General features: G+C 62.9%; 15 protein-coding genes. 8 read left to right on the top strand and 7 right to left on the bottom strand.

All coding sequences use genetic code 11. The features are described 5' to 3' along the window. The first annotated feature begins 77 nt into the window (after positions 1-77). Together VGU25_14995 and VGU25_14990 are read left to right on the top strand one after the other, a co-directional pair. The gene (locus VGU25_14995) at positions 78-1,442 is read left to right on the top strand and encodes an oligosaccharide flippase family protein (GenBank protein HEV2578509.1); all 1,365 of its coding nucleotides are present in this window, start codon (positions 78-80) and stop codon (positions 1,440-1,442) included. Further along, on the top strand, positions 1,384-2,403 hold the full coding sequence (locus tag VGU25_14990; protein HEV2578508.1) for a glycosyltransferase family 2 protein: 1,020 nt from the start codon (positions 1,384-1,386) through the stop codon (positions 2,401-2,403). Before VGU25_14995 ends, VGU25_14990 begins: the two co-directional genes overlap by 59 nt. Positions 2,404-2,454: 51 nt before the next feature. Here the strand turns inward: VGU25_14990 and VGU25_14985 are convergent, their stop codons facing one another. Beyond that, positions 2,455-2,859 (bottom strand): hypothetical protein, encoded by a 405-nt coding sequence (locus VGU25_14985; GenBank protein HEV2578507.1) that lies wholly within the window; start codon positions 2,857-2,859, stop codon positions 2,455-2,457. 424 nt (positions 2,860-3,283) lie between these two features. Between VGU25_14985 and VGU25_14980 the strand changes: the two genes are divergently transcribed. After that, positions 3,284-3,664: a hypothetical protein gene (locus VGU25_14980; GenBank protein HEV2578506.1), complete on the top strand. Its 381-nt coding sequence runs from the start codon at positions 3,284-3,286 to the stop codon at positions 3,662-3,664. Positions 3,665-3,866: 202 nt separating this feature from the next. Here VGU25_14980 and VGU25_14975 read toward each other — a convergent pair whose 3' ends face one another. Further along, positions 3,867-4,826 (bottom strand): pseudouridine synthase, encoded by a 960-nt coding sequence (locus VGU25_14975; GenBank protein ID HEV2578505.1) that lies wholly within the window; start codon positions 4,824-4,826, stop codon positions 3,867-3,869. A gap of 371 nt (positions 4,827-5,197) precedes the next feature. On the opposite strand from VGU25_14975, the gene VGU25_14970 reads away from it, so the two are divergent. Then, a complete protein-coding gene (locus VGU25_14970; GenBank protein HEV2578504.1) occupies positions 5,198-5,581 on the top strand; it encodes a hypothetical protein in 384 nt (127 codons plus the stop codon). Positions 5,582-5,705: 124 nt separating this feature from the next. Here the strand turns inward: VGU25_14970 and VGU25_14965 are convergent, their stop codons facing one another. Both VGU25_14965 and scpB read right to left on the bottom strand, forming a co-directional pair. Then, on the bottom strand, positions 5,706-5,906 hold the full coding sequence (locus VGU25_14965) for a hypothetical protein (protein HEV2578503.1): 201 nt from the start codon (positions 5,904-5,906) through the stop codon (positions 5,706-5,708). A gap of 59 nt (positions 5,907-5,965) precedes the next feature. Next, positions 5,966-7,075 carry an SMC-Scp complex subunit ScpB gene (gene scpB / locus VGU25_14960; protein ID HEV2578502.1) on the bottom strand — a complete coding sequence of 370 codons (1,110 nt, stop codon included), beginning with the start codon at positions 7,073-7,075 and terminating at the stop codon, positions 5,966-5,968. An 80-nt stretch (positions 7,076-7,155) separates the two neighbouring features. On the opposite strand from scpB, the gene ggt reads away from it, so the two are divergent. Both ggt and VGU25_14950 read left to right on the top strand, forming a co-directional pair. Beyond that, positions 7,156-9,021 carry a gamma-glutamyltransferase gene (ggt, locus tag VGU25_14955; GenBank protein HEV2578501.1) on the top strand — a complete coding sequence of 622 codons (1,866 nt, stop codon included), beginning with the start codon at positions 7,156-7,158 and terminating at the stop codon, positions 9,019-9,021. Between the two features lie 44 nt (positions 9,022-9,065). Next, a complete protein-coding gene (locus tag VGU25_14950; protein ID HEV2578500.1) occupies positions 9,066-9,578 on the top strand; it encodes an O-acetyl-ADP-ribose deacetylase in 513 nt (170 codons plus the stop codon). 49 nt (positions 9,579-9,627) lie between these two features. On the opposite strand, the gene VGU25_14945 is transcribed toward VGU25_14950, so the two are convergent. After that, positions 9,628-10,236 (bottom strand): hypothetical protein, encoded by a 609-nt coding sequence (locus tag VGU25_14945; protein ID HEV2578499.1) that lies wholly within the window; start codon positions 10,234-10,236, stop codon positions 9,628-9,630. Between the two features lie 26 nt (positions 10,237-10,262). After that, complete coding sequence (locus VGU25_14940) at positions 10,263-11,834, bottom strand: amidohydrolase family protein (protein HEV2578498.1); 1,572 nt, start codon at positions 11,832-11,834, stop codon at positions 10,263-10,265. Positions 11,835-11,906: 72 nt separating this feature from the next. Between VGU25_14940 and VGU25_14935 the strand changes: the two genes are divergently transcribed. Further along, entirely contained in the window at positions 11,907-12,671 is a 765-nt protein-coding gene (locus VGU25_14935) for a hypothetical protein (GenBank protein ID HEV2578497.1), read from the top strand. Between the two features lie 75 nt (positions 12,672-12,746). On the opposite strand, the gene VGU25_14930 is transcribed toward VGU25_14935, so the two are convergent. Further along, positions 12,747-13,880: an alpha/beta hydrolase-fold protein gene (locus VGU25_14930; protein ID HEV2578496.1), complete on the bottom strand. Its 1,134-nt coding sequence runs from the start codon at positions 13,878-13,880 to the stop codon at positions 12,747-12,749. 80 nt (positions 13,881-13,960) lie between these two features. Between VGU25_14930 and VGU25_14925 the strand changes: the two genes are divergently transcribed. Beyond that, on the top strand, positions 13,961-14,575 hold the full coding sequence (locus VGU25_14925) for a hypothetical protein (GenBank protein HEV2578495.1): 615 nt from the start codon (positions 13,961-13,963) through the stop codon (positions 14,573-14,575). Positions 14,576-14,580 lie beyond the last annotated feature (5 nt).

The following is a 14,580-nucleotide window of genomic DNA, read 5'->3' as shown; positions in this document are numbered from 1 at the left end:
CTACTCATGCACCAGCCCGGGCCCCTGCTTTCCAACGCCACGCAAAGCTTCATCTCGCCAGGAGGATTGGAGTTGTCTTGCCGCTGATCGCTCGCCTCCGTCATCGACTGCAGGCTGATGCCCGGCTCTCCTCCATCTTCAAAGGCAGCGCGACGGCCATCGCCGGCAAGGGCCTCACCATCGTCGTCAACGCCATCACCCTCCCCCTCACCATCCGCTATCTCGGCAAGCTCGAGTACGGCATCTGGGTCACCATCAGCACCTCCGTCGTCATGCTCGCCGTGCTCGACCTCGGCATCGCCAACACCCTCACCAACTTCATCTCCCGCGCCTACGCCGAAGGCGACGACTCCCTCGCGCAGCGCTACTTCGCCACCGCGCTCTGGATCACCGTCGGCATCGCCTGCATCCTCGCCCTCACCGGCACCGTCATCTTCCGCTGGATCGACTGGGGCTCCGTCTTCCGCCTCACCGACCCCCACCTCATCGCGATGACCCGCACCTGCGTCGCCATCGCCTTCGCATTCTTCCTGCTCAGCCTTCCGCTGAACCTCGCGCGCAACGTCTTCAGCGGCTATCAGGAGATCCATCTCGCGAACTACTTCGCCGCGATCGCCAGCGTCATGGGCCTCGTCGCGATCGTCGGCACCGTGCTCCTTCACGGCACTCTCGTCACGCTCACCGCCTCCTACTGCGCAGCCACGCTCCTCGGAGTTCTGCTCCTGAACATCTGGCTCTGCTTCTGGCACCGCCCCGCCATCGCTCCTGTGCCCAGCGCCATCACCCGCTCCATGGCGCGCGACCTCTTCGGCGAAGGCGCGCTCTTCTTCCTTCTCCAGATCCACAGCCTCATCATCTTCAACTCCGACAACCTCGTCATCGCCCACTTCCTCGGCGCCGCCGAGGTCACCCCCTACAGCGTCACCTGGCGTCTCTGCAGCTACGCCTCCATGTTCCAGACGCTGCTCATCCCCTCCCTCTGGCCCGCCTTCTCCGAGGCCTACCACCGCGCCGACCTCACCTGGATTCGCAAGACCTACTCGCGCATCGTGCGGGGAACCCTCACCGCAGTCTGCGCCGCTGCGCTTATCCTCGGTCTCCTGGGCCGTCCGCTCATCCGCATCTGGGCCGGCTCCGCCGCCGTCCCCAGCAGCCTTCTGCTCTGGCTCATGTGCGGCTGGGTCCTTCTGCTCGCCTGCGGCCTCAACCAGGCCGTGCTCCTCTCCGCCACCAGCCGCATCCGCCTCCAGGCCGCCTACAGCATCATCGGAGCGGCCGCCAATCTGGCCCTCTCCATCTACCTCGTCCGCCTCATCGGCACTCCCGGCGTTCTCATCGGCACACTGGTCTCCTACATCCTCTTCGGCCTGGCCCCGCAGGGCTATGAGGTCCGCAACATCCTGCGCGGTGACTACCTCACCGAGGTGGCCCCTGCCTGCTGACCTCCTGTCCTCCGGGGTGCAGGTTCTCCTCGCCACCTTCGACGGCGAGCGCTTCCTGCGCGAGCAGATCGACTCCATCCTCGCCCAGTCGCTCGGCGAAACCGTCACCATCCTCGCCCGCGACGACGGCTCGACCGACTCCACCCAGCAAATCCTCGACGACTACTCCCGCCGCTTCCCCGACCGCCTCCGCGTCCTGCCCGCCGGCACGCCGGGTGGCGGCGCAAAAGAAAACTTCCTCGCCCTGCTCCAGGCATCCACCGCTCCCTACATCGCCTTCGCCGACCAGGACGACGTCTGGCTGCCCAACAAGCTCGAGCTCGAGCTCACCGCCATGCACGCGCTCGAAGCCGAGCACGGCCCCTCCACCCCTCTCCTCGTCTTCTCCGATCTCCGCGTCGTCGACGACACCCTCGCCCCCATCTCCGCATCCTTCTGGCGTCATCGCAATCTCAACCCGCGCAATATCCACCGCCTCGGCCGCCTGCTCATGGAGAACGTCGTCACCGGCTGCACCGCTCTGCTGAACGCACCACTCGCCAACCTCGCGCGCTCCATGCCGCCCTCCGCGCACATGCACGACTGGTGGGTCGCCCTGCTCGCCTCCACCCTCGGCCACGCCACGGCCCTCGACCAGCAGCTCGTCCTCTACCGCCAGCACCAGAACAACGTCATCGGCGCCTCGCGCTCCGCTCCGCCCCTTGGAGTCCGCGCTCGCCTTCAGCATGAGCGCTGCCGCGAACGCTGGCAGCAGAGCGTCCATCAGGCCCGCGACCTCCTCAAGCTTCACGGCGCAGACATGCCCGCCGCCACCCGCCGCCAGCTCGAAGATCTCCTCCGCTGCGACGCCAGTCCCAGCGCCGCCTTCCGCCTCACCACCATGCTCCGCCGCGGCTACTTCATCTCGAAGCCCCAGGCCAACCTCGCCACCGCCTGGTTTCTACTCAAAAAAACGGGGTGACCGTTTCGGCCACCCCGCACTCTCGTACCTGTTGTCTACTGCCGGCGATCCTTAGTGGCCTCGCTCACTTTCCCGCTCGTGCCCGTGGCCGTCTCGCTCATACGTTCCATGGAACTCATGGAAGTCCCGGTGCGAATCAAAGTGCTCGTCATGGCGCGGATACGCTCCGTTGTAGCCATAGTGCGGATCGTAGTGCCGGTCCACGTGCCCGTAGAAGCCCTCATGGCCATGGAACCACGGCCCGGCTCCGATAAACACTCCATTGGTGAACCACTCCGGTCCGTAGTACCCATACGGCGCACACTGATACGGGGCATAGTCGTAATAGCCGTAAGGGCAGACCGGTGCCGGGCCGACCTGAACTCCGACGGCCACCTGGGCATGGCTGGCAGCCGGCGCGCTGAAAATCAGAGCAGCAGCGGCAACGGCTGGAACTAGCAAGTTCAACTTGCGCATAAAGTCACCTCGTCTGCATTGGAAGGGTATGCGGACCGACCGGTTGTTCGCCTTCCACGTCACACCGCCAACATTTCGTAGTTGCCTCACGAAAAAGGTTGCCTGCTTTGGTCACTTTTTGGTGACGGTACCAAAGTTCTCCCAACAGAGATGTTGCGTCTTTCAAATCCCTCTCTATACTCAGCATCAAGAAGCACGAAGAAACGAATTTGGCAACCCCCAATTCGGAGTAAGAAATACCACTAAGGTCCACGTCTCACGGCGGTTACTCGTATTCGCTGGCCTTTTGAAGCACACTCTGCACTGCCAGGGAATATTTCCTGGTTCGCAAGCAAGGCTTCTGAAGGCTGGTTTTGGAGTTACCCCGGCCGTGGCAGGACCACCGGATTCAGAACGTCCCCATTTGCTGTTAGGAGAGGCTCAAATGCTCAAACTCGTGAAGATTGCTATTACCGCCCTCGCAATCACGGCCCTGGTTCCCTCACTTGGCAACGCCGCCACCCGCGCCACCTGGAGCCCGTGGATGGCCCTGCCCAACGCCAATGGCGTTGAGGTCAGCTTCAGCCAGGTGAACGACAACATGTGCACCTGGATGATCCGCAACAGCGGCAGCACCACGCTGCGCTCGCTGGAATTCACCTACACCTACTCGCCCGCCATCCAGCAGGGACAGGCCACCGGCCGCGACCTGATCATGGAGCCGCTGAGGCCCGGACGCCAGACCGGCGGTGCCACCCAGTTCGGCGCCGAAACAGGCAAGTGCCCCTCCACGCTGGTCGTCAGCCACATCGAGTGGGGTAAGTAAGTTTCCTCGGTTACCCGGGCTCCCGCACGAGCCCGGGTTCGAGTGCCGCGCATCGTGTGTCCTGCACCCGCAGGAGACGCGCTTTCGCCACAGCCCTCACGAGCACTCACACCTTACCTCGTACCTCAAAGCTCGTAGCTCGAAGCTGAACGCACATCCACTTGCAGGACTTCCGCAGCCACCAACCACGCCCGTGCTTACCCTACGGACGCCGCCTTGCCGGCCTCCCGCCTGTTCCCTGATCCCTGTTCCCTGATCCCTGCGGCCGCCTCTTCGGCGGCACCGGCTTCTTCAACTGAGCGGCCTCCGGCAGCGTCTTCTTCCGCTCCACCGCCTTGCCCGCCGCGGCCCGGTTCAGCGCCTGCACCTCACCCATGGTCAACTCCCGGAACCCTCCCGGCGGCACATCCAGCACCAGCGCTCCATAGCCAATCCGCCGGATCTTCTCGACGTGGTGCCCGATCTCCTCAAACATCTTCCTGAGCTGCCGGTTCCGCCCCTCCGTCAGGGTCACCTCGAACCACGGATTATCGCCGCCGCGCACCTGCTCCACCTTCGCCGGCTGCGTCATAATCCGGTCCCGGCGTCCGCCGCGAACCTCGTTCAGCCGCCCCCGGTCGATCATGATTCCCCGCCGAAGCTGGTCCAGCGCCTGCGCAGACGGATTGCCCGAGACCTTCACCAGGTACGTCTTCTGCACCCCGTTACTGGCCTTCGAGAGCCGGTTTGCCAGCGCCCCGTCATTCGTCATCAGCAGGAGCCCTTCGCTCAGGTAGTCCAGCCTCCCCACCGGGTACAGCCGTGGCAGCCGCTTGTGCTCGCCCGTGATCTTCTTCTGGGCCGACTCCGCCAATAGGCTGGCCACCGTCGGCCGCCCCTCCGGGTCGTCCAGCGTCGTCACATACCCTCGCGGCTTGTTCAGCACAAAATAGCGCTGCGGCTCCGGCCCATGCAGCAGCTTGCCGTCGACGCGAATGTGGTCGCGGGTCGGGTCGGCCTTCGTCCCCAGCTCCGTGACGGTCTCGCCATTCACCTGGACCCGCCCGTCGAGGATGATCTGTTCGGCGGCCCTCCGGCTCGCAATGCCGGCCTGCGCCAATATCTTCTGCAACCGCTCGCCGCTGCGCGGGGACTCGCCCGCTGACTTCAATGCCTGCTTCATAGACCTCATTATGCTGCCAATCCCGGCCTTATTAAACGACCACACCCCCTGTAAACATCCGGATCCTTTGTTTTCAAGACTTTGCCCATCAAGGTCCGGACCTAAGTCTTTACATATGAAGATTTTACGCAAAAACGGCGGGGAGGGGGCTCCCCCACGCTCCGAAACCAAAAAGGCAACCAATCTCCATTCCATCGCTCCGCGACCCGAGCGAAATAGGCACTTTACCGGGCCTCGCCCGCAAGCAACCAGCCATCCAAAGAACTCGTGGCTGAGATCAGCCGCAATGAACTGCGGGGCTCCGGTAGCACGTCGCCGGAAGTGGACACGAAAGGCCGGGCCCCCGGATGCAGCATCAGGAGACGACCCGTATGCGATTGCTGAAGCCCCTTGCAACTACCGCCCTTTCGTTCGCGTTTCTGACCGCGGGCGCATTTGCCCAGACTGCCCAGACCAGCCAGTCGACCACACAAAGCACGACCTCGACCGACGCTTATGGCCAGACCCAGACCTCCGTCCACCACAAGGCCAAGAAGTCTGCACAAACCACCTTGCCGGACGGCACGACTGTAAACAGCGAGCAGAAGACCGACGCCAGCCACTATGACGCCAACGGGAACCCCGTCGCCGGGCAGCGCACCACCACCAACTCCCAGGACGTCGTAAGTCCTGACGGCAGCACCCAGACCCACACCCAGACTCAGACTCACACCGAGTCCAATACCCCCACGACGCCTCCTCCCCCCCAGAAGTAACCGGGCCTGATTAACGGGACCACCGGGCCCAAAAATGACAAAAGGCGCAGCCCATGGGCTGCGCCTTTTGTGTGTTGTCGAACCGGATGTCTACCTTTCAGCTAATGGCAAGCAGAGGACGCAATCAGTCCAGGGCCTTGCGGATCGGCTGCGTGTAATGCGGTTCGTTCCCGCGCGGACGTTCGATGGGCGGGACTTCTCCAGGCTGCAGCGGCTCATCAGGCGGATATTCGGCGTCGCCTTCTGGCGTGGCGAGAACGTCCGGCTCCTGGTCAGGCACTGAATCAGGCGGGTCGGTCGGCGGGATGTCCGAGAAAGGCTTCATCGGAATTTGGAAGCCGGGATGCGTTAGGCCCGGCTCGCGTCTGCGCAGAAGTATATGCCTTACGCCCCGCCGTCGCGCTCGTGCGACTGCACCTCGGCGTCAATGGCAGGACTATCCACCGCGTCGCCTTCTGGCTGGTCTTCTGCGTCGTAGTTTGGCGGCAGGCCGGAGATGCGCCCATCAATGAGGACCTCGTCAGCGGCGCCATCCGGCACGGCGGAGGGAGTTTCATCGTTGAGATTCTCTTCGCTGTACGGCACGCCGTCAGCCTGCGACTCGTGCACATTGGCGCTGACGTCTTCTTCAGAGCGGCGGGTTGATCCTTCGGCGGACGGCATCGAAATCTCCTCCTGAACAGCCTCGGCAAACTCGTTGGCCATCTTCTCGAACTCTTCGATGCTGGGAAGCTCGTTGATGTCCTTGAGGCCAAAGCGAACGAGGAAATCCTTGGTCGTCTTGTAGAGAATCGGCCGCCCGATCACCTGCTTCCGCCCGGCCGTCGCGACAAGCTTGCGCGCCATCAGCGACCCAAGGACGCCGCCGGAATCCACGCCGCGAATCTCCGAAATCTCCGGCGCGGTGATCGGCTGTTTGTACGCAATTACGGCCAGCGTCTCGAGCGCCTGCAGCGACAGCTTCAATGGCGGCTTCAGCGATTTCACGAAGCCTCGTACCGCGTCGTGGTACTCCGGCTTGGTGGCGAAGCGGAAACCGCCGGCCACCTCGCGAATCTCGAGCCCGCGCTCCTCGCTCGCATAGTCCTTCATGAGTTGGTCGAGGATGGAGCGAAAGTGGTCGCGGAGACGGCGCTCCCGTGCACGAGCAGCAGCGGCATCGGACTTCGCAGCCGCCTCCGGTGCAGGTGCCGCGGGCTCAGGCGCACCCTCCGGCTCAGCCAATCCTTCGGGCTGCGGCGCAGATTCCTCGGCGGGTGCAGCCGATTCAGCCGGTGCGGCTTCAACCACTTCGCCAGTCGCCTCGGCGTTGAGAGCTTCAGGGTCGACAGTGCTCTGCGCTTCGCTTTCTTCCAGCGGAAGCGACTCCTGCTGGTCGGCGAGGGCATCGAGTTCGGCTTGCCCCTCCACCCCAAGCAGGCTGACAAGTTGGGCGAGCGTGACGGGCTCTTCCGAGGCGTAGATGACGGCTTCGATCTTGGCTTTAAGGCTCATTGCAGACAGGCTTGAGTGTATCAACCACGGCAGGGTGTTAGTTTGGTGCACATCCTTGAGCTGAGGAGATCCGAGCCAAAATGCGCCGCCGTCAGTTTCTCGCCACCTTTCCAGCAGCCGCTGCCGCAGCGGCGATTCTGCCCGCTGTAAACGTCCATGCGCAGGCAGGCGCCCCGCAGGATCAGGCCGATCTGCCGAAGTTCCAGGCGCCCGGCGAAGATAAGTTCATCCGCCCGGACGTCCACGCCGGCGACCGCCCCGCAGGCGCGAGCTTCGCCTCCCGCTCCGCCGCTTTAGGGTGCAACGGCGCCGCAGGAACGGCGCACCCGCTGGCGACCCAAGCCGCCATCGAGATGCTGAAGCGCGGAGGCAGCGCGGCCGATGCGGCCGTTGCGGCGAATGCGGTGCTGGGCCTTGTGGAGCCCGTAAGCTCTGGCCTCGGCGGCGACTGCTATGCGTTTGTCTGGGACCCGAAGACGCAGAAGCTCGCGAGCATGGCGAGCTCCGGCAAATCTCCGAAGGGCTTGTCGCTCGAGACCGTGCAGAAGCATGCCGTGACCGTCGACGGCAAGCAGGTGCTTCCGCCGTTTGGCGCCGTCGCGGTGTCAGTTCCAGGTGCGCTGGGCGGATGGTGGGCGCTGCATCAGCGCTACGGCAAATTGAAATGGGCGGAGCTCTTCGAGCCGGCGATTCACTACTGCGAGGCCGGCGCGCCGGTACCGCAGATTATCGGCTACTACATCAAGCGCAACATGGCGGCGTTCGTGCGCGCTGGGTCGAAGATTGAGGAGATCGACAACGCGAAGCACACGTACATGCCCGGCGGCCGCGCGCCCAACGAAGGCGAAGTCTTTCGCAATCCTGATCTCGCGCGCACCTATCGCATGATTGCCGAGGGTGGCCGCGATGCGTTCTACAACGGCCCCATCGCGGACACGATTCAGGCGTACTTCAGGCGTATCGGCGGATGGATGACGCGCGAGGATTTAGCGGCGCACGAGGCGGAGTGGCCCGCGCCGCTCGACACGGACTATCGCGGCGTGACGGTCTACGCGATGGACGCGAACACGCAGGGGCTCGCCACGCTGCAGATGCTGAATATCATCGAGCAGTTCGATATCCGCAGCATGGGCTTTCAGTCTCCCGAGGCACTGCACGTGATGGTCGAGGCCAAGCGTCTTGCATACGAGGATCGGGCGCGCTTCTACGCGGACCCGCACTTCGCAAAGATTCCGACCGAGTGGCTGAAGTCCAAGGAGTATGCGAAAGAGCGCGCCAAGCTCATCAAGATGGACTCGATCCTGACGCCGATCTATCCGGGCGCCGCGCCAAGCCATGGCGATACGACATACTTCACGGTCGCCGACCGGGACGGCATGATGGTGTCGCAGATCCAGTCGAACTTCCGCGGCATGGGCTCGGGGCTTGTGGCGGATGGGCTCGGATTTATGTTCCAGGATCGAGGACAGCTCTTCAGCCTGCAGCCGGGACATCCGAACATCTACGCGCCGGGCAAGCGGCCCTTCCAAACGATCATCCCCGGCTTCGCCGCGAAGAACGGCAAGCCTTGGCTCAGCTTCGGTGTAATGGGCGGCGACATGCAGCCGCAGGGACAGACGCAGATCATCGTGAACCGCGTGGACTACGGACTCGACGTGCAGGCAGCCGCGGACAGTCCGCGCTGGCACCACGAGGGATCCTCGCAATCGATGGGCGAAGATGCGCCGGGCTATGGGCCGACAGGCGTGCTGCGGCTCGAGGCCGGTGTGCCGCGGGCCACACGCGAGAGGCTGATCGCACTGGGATGGCAGATGGCGCCGAGCGATGGCGGCTTCGGGCGCTATGAGTGCATCGAGGTGACGGAGTCGAATTTCGATGGCCACACAGACCGCGTGTACCGCGCGGCGAGTGAGATGCGGTGCGATGCAGTGGCGCTGGCGTACTGAGGTGGAAGTTAGCGAGTAAGGATTTAGGAAGTTAGGAACTGACGATGGCGGAGTTCAAGGTCACGCGCGGAGACATCACCCGGCTGAACGTGGACGCGATTGTGAATGCGGCCAACACATCGTTACTGGGCGGCGGTGGCGCGGATGGAGCGATTCATCGTGCAGCCGGCCCTGAGTTGCTGGCCGCGTGCAGGAAGTTAGGCGGTTGCGCGACGGGCGACGCAAAGGCCACTCCCGGATTCCGACTTCCGGCGAAGTGGGTGTTTCATGCGGTCGGGCCGGTGTGGAACGGCGGCACGCGCGGCGAGCCGGAGAAGCTTGCAGGTTGCTACAGGCGCGCCATGGAGCTGGCCAGGGAACACGGCGCGAAGTCAATCGCATTCCCGGCGATTTCTACGGGCATCTATGGATATCCGCGCAGACCGGCGGCGGAGACTGCCGTGCGCGTGTGCTGCGAGATGGCCGATGCCTGCGGCGTCGAACGCGTGGAGTTCTGCTGCTTCGATGAAGGGACGGCGGAGATCTACGAGCAGTTGTTGTTTGAGGGAGCGAGCTAGCTGAAGCTCTGATTCTTTGGTCTGCGGACGGGCATATCTTCCGCCCGCGTCATTTGTACTCTTCGTCGAGACCGCGGCAGAGGGCTTGGAGGTGGGCTAGGTCGGCGAGGGCGTTCTCGGTGGATTGCTGGATGCGGTCGAGGTCCCCAGGCGTAAGGTCGTCGGGCTTCTTGCCTCCTGCGAACGGGATCATGACGAGATAGATGCTGTGGATGTACTGGTCGGCCTGCAGGTTGATGAGCTCCTGTTGGTGATAGCGATCGGCGAACTCCTCGGCCTGTGAGTAGGACATGTAAGCGGTAGTGCCGGTGTTGCGGGCCGTGTCCCATGCCGAGGATTCGAGGTCGCTCCAAACCCATTGCGCCTGCATGGATGTGGGACGTCCGTGCTTATGTATGAGATCGATCGCCTGGAGTATCGCGAGGAGTTGTTTGCCGGATCGGCCTAGCTGTGCCTCGTCCTTCGCGAGAGTGTCCCGGTTGGCTTCGAGTTCAGTCTGCAGGTTTTGTTCAGCGATGTGGAGTTGATGGCGATGATGCGTCCACTCGGCGGCCTGCTCGAGGCCGAGCGCGATCACTAGGCCGAGGGTGATCGTGCCCATGTGAATGAAGAATTCTCGCCATGTGTTGATAGCGTGCTCTGGGGCGTGTATCTCCATGCGTGAAGTCTCCGAGCGTGAGGAAGTCAGTACTGTCCGTAACGACCTTTGACTGAGTCGAGCAGTGCCTGCGAGTCGAAGGCGACACCATCTTTGAATACGAGTTCGGTGTTCTCGATGTCGTTGATGTTTTTGCTGGGGTCACCACGGACGACGACGAGGTCGGCGTTCTTGCCCTCAGCGATGGTGCCGATGTGGTCGGCGCGTCCCTCGAACGTGGCGCCGTTGAGCGTGCCGATCTTGATGGCTTCAAGTGGCGTGAAGCCGGCCTGGACGAGAAGTTCGAGTTCGCGCTGGTCGGCATAACCAGGCAGCGTGCCTCCGTCGCCGGTGGGATCAGGACCGGCGAGGAGAAGACCGCCGGCTTCGTAGAAGGCGCGCTCCATGGCCATGTCGTTTTTGAGCACCTGCGCGCGTTCGGCGGCGGCCTTGGGGTTGGCGGCGGCACGCATCAGTTCGTTGTTGCGAGTGATCAGGTAGGCTTCGCGCGTGTTGGGCGACATGGCTTCGAGGATGCGCGGATCGAAGCGCAGGTGTTCGGGGTCCTGGCTCTGGAAGACAGGCAGCGTTGAGGTGATGGCGACGTGATGGCTGACGAGCAGGGCGATGAGCGCCTTGGCTTCGGGCGTGTCGGGCGTCATCTTCGTGAGAGTGGGGATGCCTTGCGTGCGCGGGCAGATGTCGGGCTGCTTGCCGGGGTCGAGCTGCGTGTTGACGTAGAAGCCGTGCTCCAGGTTGTCGATGCCGAGCTCGACGGCTTCGGGATAGGTGACGGAGCAGAGGTGGCCGGTGATTTTGAGGCCGCGCTTGTGGGCTTCGTCGATGGCAGCCTTGAGCTCGGCGCGGGTGATGTTCATGTACGCCTTGAAGCTGGTGACACCCTGGTCGGCCCAGAAGTCGACGGTGGCTTTGGCGTCGGCGGCGTCTTTGAGCTGGTGCATCTCGAGCGCGAAAGCGCCCGGGCCTTCGAGGTAGGGACCGGTGACGTCGATGTGCGGTCCGGGCAGCATACCTTTGTCGATGGCATCGCGGAGGTTGAGGTCCTCGTAGGGCTCGACCGAGCCGGTGGTCCGCATGGTGGTGACGCCGGCGCCAAGGTAGAGCCGCGGCGAGGAGAAGGACATCTCAGGCACTACCACAGGCGGGTCGGAGGCGCCGGTCACGTCGGTGTTGGGACGCGTGAGGTAGAACAGGTGGTTGTGCATGCCGACGAGCCCGGGGAAGATGGTGCGGCCGGTGAGGTCGATGTGCAGCGCAGGCGGGCAATCGGTGCAAGACCACGTCGCCATGTGGCCTTCGTTGGCTTCCATGTGGCGCGGTGGAATGACGGCGGCAATCTTGCCGTTGAGCAGGATGACGGTGGCATCTTCGACGGGGGCGGCGCCAGTGCCGTCGATGACGCGGACGTGCTCTAGCCATAGGGTGTTTTTGGCTGTGTCGTACTTGACGTACTTGGCGACAGCGGGCGCGAGGCGCACGGGTGTGGTGTCCTCGACGCTGCGCGTGGGTTGCTGTGCAGAGGTCTGGGCGAGCACGGGAATGCTAAAGGCGAGGAGCAGAGAGAGGGTTCGCATCAGGATTGCGGTTTGCGTTCGCATCAGACCTCACGTGGGGATGAGTTGTGCGGCGATGATAGCGCAGGTGAGAATCTAAAAGCGCGGAGGATGCGGATGGCGAGAATGACCAAGGGCTTGAAGATTGCGCTGGCGGCTACGGCGGCGTTTGTACTGGCAATCGGTGCGGAGCTGCTGTGGCTCCATCACAGAAACGTCGTGGATCAGAATACGCAGGTCCCGCGGCAGAACGAGTTTGTGAAGCCGACCATGACCGCGGACGATGGGGTCTTCCTGCGCAAAGAGCGGCCGGACTCACTGGCGGATGAACGCACGCTGATTGGGAAGACCATCTGGGTAAGCGCCGGCGGCCAGATGGACTACTACAAGGACACGGGCAAGCACGTGGACTACAGCAAGCCCGTCGGCGTGCTGCTGGGCGCGGAGCCGCTGGTGATTCGCGATGTGTTTGAAGAGAAGGCGCCGGCGAATTCTCGCGCGACGTTCCGGATTGCGCCGGGGCAGCGTCAGGTGCTGCTGGCCTTCACGATGCCGAAGTCAAGCGACCCGAATCAGCTGTATGCGGTGCCGGTGGGAAACTTCGATGAGGGCGTCTACAACTTCTTCACCGACGAAATCTTTTTCTACGATGACCCGCACGTGCTGTACAAGCACTGGGGACCGGAGATGTGGGCGCACATCGACAAGCATGAGGCCGTGCCCGGCATGAGCGAGAACCAAGCGATGATGTCGCTGGGACAGACGATCACGCCGCATGGGGATAACGTCGGCGATCGCAGCGTGACGTATGACAACAACGGACATCCGGTCACGATTGATTTTCAGAACAACAAGGCGGTGAAGATTACGCCAGGAAGTTAGTAGGCAGAGATCAGAAAACAGAGATCAGAGATCAGAGATCAGAAACCGACTCGTTGATTTCTGATCTCTCTTCTCTCATTTCTTGGCGCGGAACAGCAGCGGCGTGAAGTGGATGAGGTTGTCGCGCCAGACGAGCCAGGTGTGTTTGCCCTGGGTTTCGATCGGCGTGACGGGCAGCTTCTTCTGCCTCGCCCAGGTGACGAACTCGCGGTTGGGCACGATGAGGTCGTCACTGGTGCCGCACGATACCCACAGCACGCGCAGGTCGCGAGCCTGGCTGGGATCCATCATCACTTTGCCGAACTCGAGATGTTTGAGCGCGGAGCTGAAGCCGCCGACGTAAGCGAAGTATCCGGCCTGATTGATACCAATCGTGAGGGCCTCCTGGCCGCCCATCGAAAGGCCGACGATCGCGTGGTTGTCGCGGCCCTTGGCGATGGGGTATTCGCGCTCGACGGCTGGGACAATCTCCTGCATAAACATCTTCGAGTAGAGCGTGAGATTGTTGGTGATCTTCGCGGGATCACTCCACACATCGTGGCCGGAGGTGACAAAGCTGTAGTCGCCATAGCCCTGCGGCATAACCACGATCATCGGCACGATGCTGCCGGTCGCGATGAGCGAGTCGAGGATGTATTGAGCGCGCCCGACCGTAATCCAGCCGTCGCCATAGTCCGACCAACCGTGCAGAAGGAAGAGCACGGGATAGCCGCCCTTGTGTTTTGGGTCGTAATTCGGCGGCGTGTAAACGGTGTAAGGCTCCTGGTTCATCGGCAGACCGCGCGCGATATAGGTGGTGAGCATGTGGCGCGTGAGGTTGCCGTGCGCGATCTGCGTGAGCTCCCACGGTGCGGGCGGATGACCCGGCACAAGAACGCTGCTGGACGCGTTGACAATGTTGGCGTTCACATTACCATTCAGCGGATCAAGCTGCGGCACGCCATCGACGACGAAGGTGTAACTGTAGTATTCGGCACCCAGCGCAGACGTGGCCACGGACCAGAGGCCGGAGCTGTTGCGCTGCATGGGAAGCGGCTGCATGGCCGCGTCGGTCGATACCTCAACTTTGGTCGCGCTGGCGTTCTGATACCGGAACGTGATCGCCCCGTTCGCGTTGACCTCGTGCGAGTTGATGGTGGTCGGCGCTGGTGTTTGTGCGAGTGCGGAAATACTTGCCAGCATGAGCATGAGGGGGAAACTACGGCGCATGGGCGAAGTATAACGGCTAATTGCGGCGCGGTTGTTGATAGGCTAGGGGACAACTTTCGAAAGAAGAACTGGGGGGGCAAATGATCGACGTTCATGCGCCGGAGCACAGCATCAGCGGCAAACGCGACTTCTTTCTGCATCTGTTCACCATCACGGTCGGATTGCTGATCGCGCTGGCACTGGAAAATGCCGCGGAAGCGTGGCACCACCACGAGCAGAGGCGGGAGGCTCAGGCGAAGATCCGCGAGGAGATCCGCCATAACCTCGAAGGCCTCCAGAAGAATGCGCCCGGGCTAAAACAGGAGTACGACACAATGAGCAGGTTGTTCTCCGCACTTCGTGCGGAGCAGCACGGCGCACCCTTCCCGCTAACCGATATACACGTCGCGTTTCACGAGGAGGAGATTCCGGATGCGGCGTGGCGCACAGCGTCGAGCACCGGCGTGCTGGAGTACATGCCCTATGACGAAGTGGAGCGTTTTGCGGATGCGTATCGCGAGCAGGCGCTGCTGCAGACGATGGCGCAGAATGCTCTGAATGACTACCTTGAGCTGACGCCGATGCTCGACCGGCAACCGTCGAAACAGGATGCGGACGTGTTGCTGCCAGTGGTGCAGCGCACGCTCGGGCATCTCAGGGGCATTGCCGCGGCCGGACAGGGCACGCTGGAGTCGTACAAGGCAGCGCTGCAATAGCGCAA

The sequence above is a fragment of the Acidobacteriaceae bacterium genome, from assembly GCA_035944135.1.
Lineage (GTDB): Bacteria > Acidobacteriota > Terriglobia > Terriglobales > Acidobacteriaceae > Granulicella.
Note: the sequence above shows the minus strand (reverse complement) of the source record. Positions and strands in the feature narration are given on the sequence as shown.

Coding starts and splice junctions, on each gene's coding strand:
- VGU25_14990 (HEV2578508.1), top strand. CDS start 1,384: ATGAGGTCCGCAACATCCTGCGCGGTGACTACCTCACCGAGGTGGCCC.
- VGU25_14985 (HEV2578507.1), bottom strand. CDS start 2,859: ATGCGCAAGTTGAACTTGCTAGTTCCAGCCGTTGCCGCTGCTGCTCTG.
- VGU25_14980 (HEV2578506.1), top strand. CDS start 3,284: ATGCTCAAACTCGTGAAGATTGCTATTACCGCCCTCGCAATCACGGCC.
- VGU25_14975 (HEV2578505.1), bottom strand. CDS start 4,826: ATGAAGCAGGCATTGAAGTCAGCGGGCGAGTCCCCGCGCAGCGGCGAG.
- VGU25_14970 (HEV2578504.1), top strand. CDS start 5,198: ATGCGATTGCTGAAGCCCCTTGCAACTACCGCCCTTTCGTTCGCGTTT.
- VGU25_14965 (HEV2578503.1), bottom strand. CDS start 5,906: ATGAAGCCTTTCTCGGACATCCCGCCGACCGACCCGCCTGATTCAGTG.
- scpB (HEV2578502.1), bottom strand. CDS start 7,075: ATGAGCCTTAAAGCCAAGATCGAAGCCGTCATCTACGCCTCGGAAGAG.
- ggt (HEV2578501.1), top strand. CDS start 7,156: ATGCGCCGCCGTCAGTTTCTCGCCACCTTTCCAGCAGCCGCTGCCGCA.
- VGU25_14950 (HEV2578500.1), top strand. CDS start 9,066: ATGGCGGAGTTCAAGGTCACGCGCGGAGACATCACCCGGCTGAACGTG.
- VGU25_14945 (HEV2578499.1), bottom strand. CDS start 10,236: ATGGAGATACACGCCCCAGAGCACGCTATCAACACATGGCGAGAATTC.
- VGU25_14940 (HEV2578498.1), bottom strand. CDS start 11,834: ATGCGAACGCAAACCGCAATCCTGATGCGAACCCTCTCTCTGCTCCTC.
- VGU25_14935 (HEV2578497.1), top strand. CDS start 11,907: ATGGCGAGAATGACCAAGGGCTTGAAGATTGCGCTGGCGGCTACGGCG.
- VGU25_14930 (HEV2578496.1), bottom strand. CDS start 13,880: ATGCGCCGTAGTTTCCCCCTCATGCTCATGCTGGCAAGTATTTCCGCA.
- VGU25_14925 (HEV2578495.1), top strand. CDS start 13,961: ATGATCGACGTTCATGCGCCGGAGCACAGCATCAGCGGCAAACGCGAC.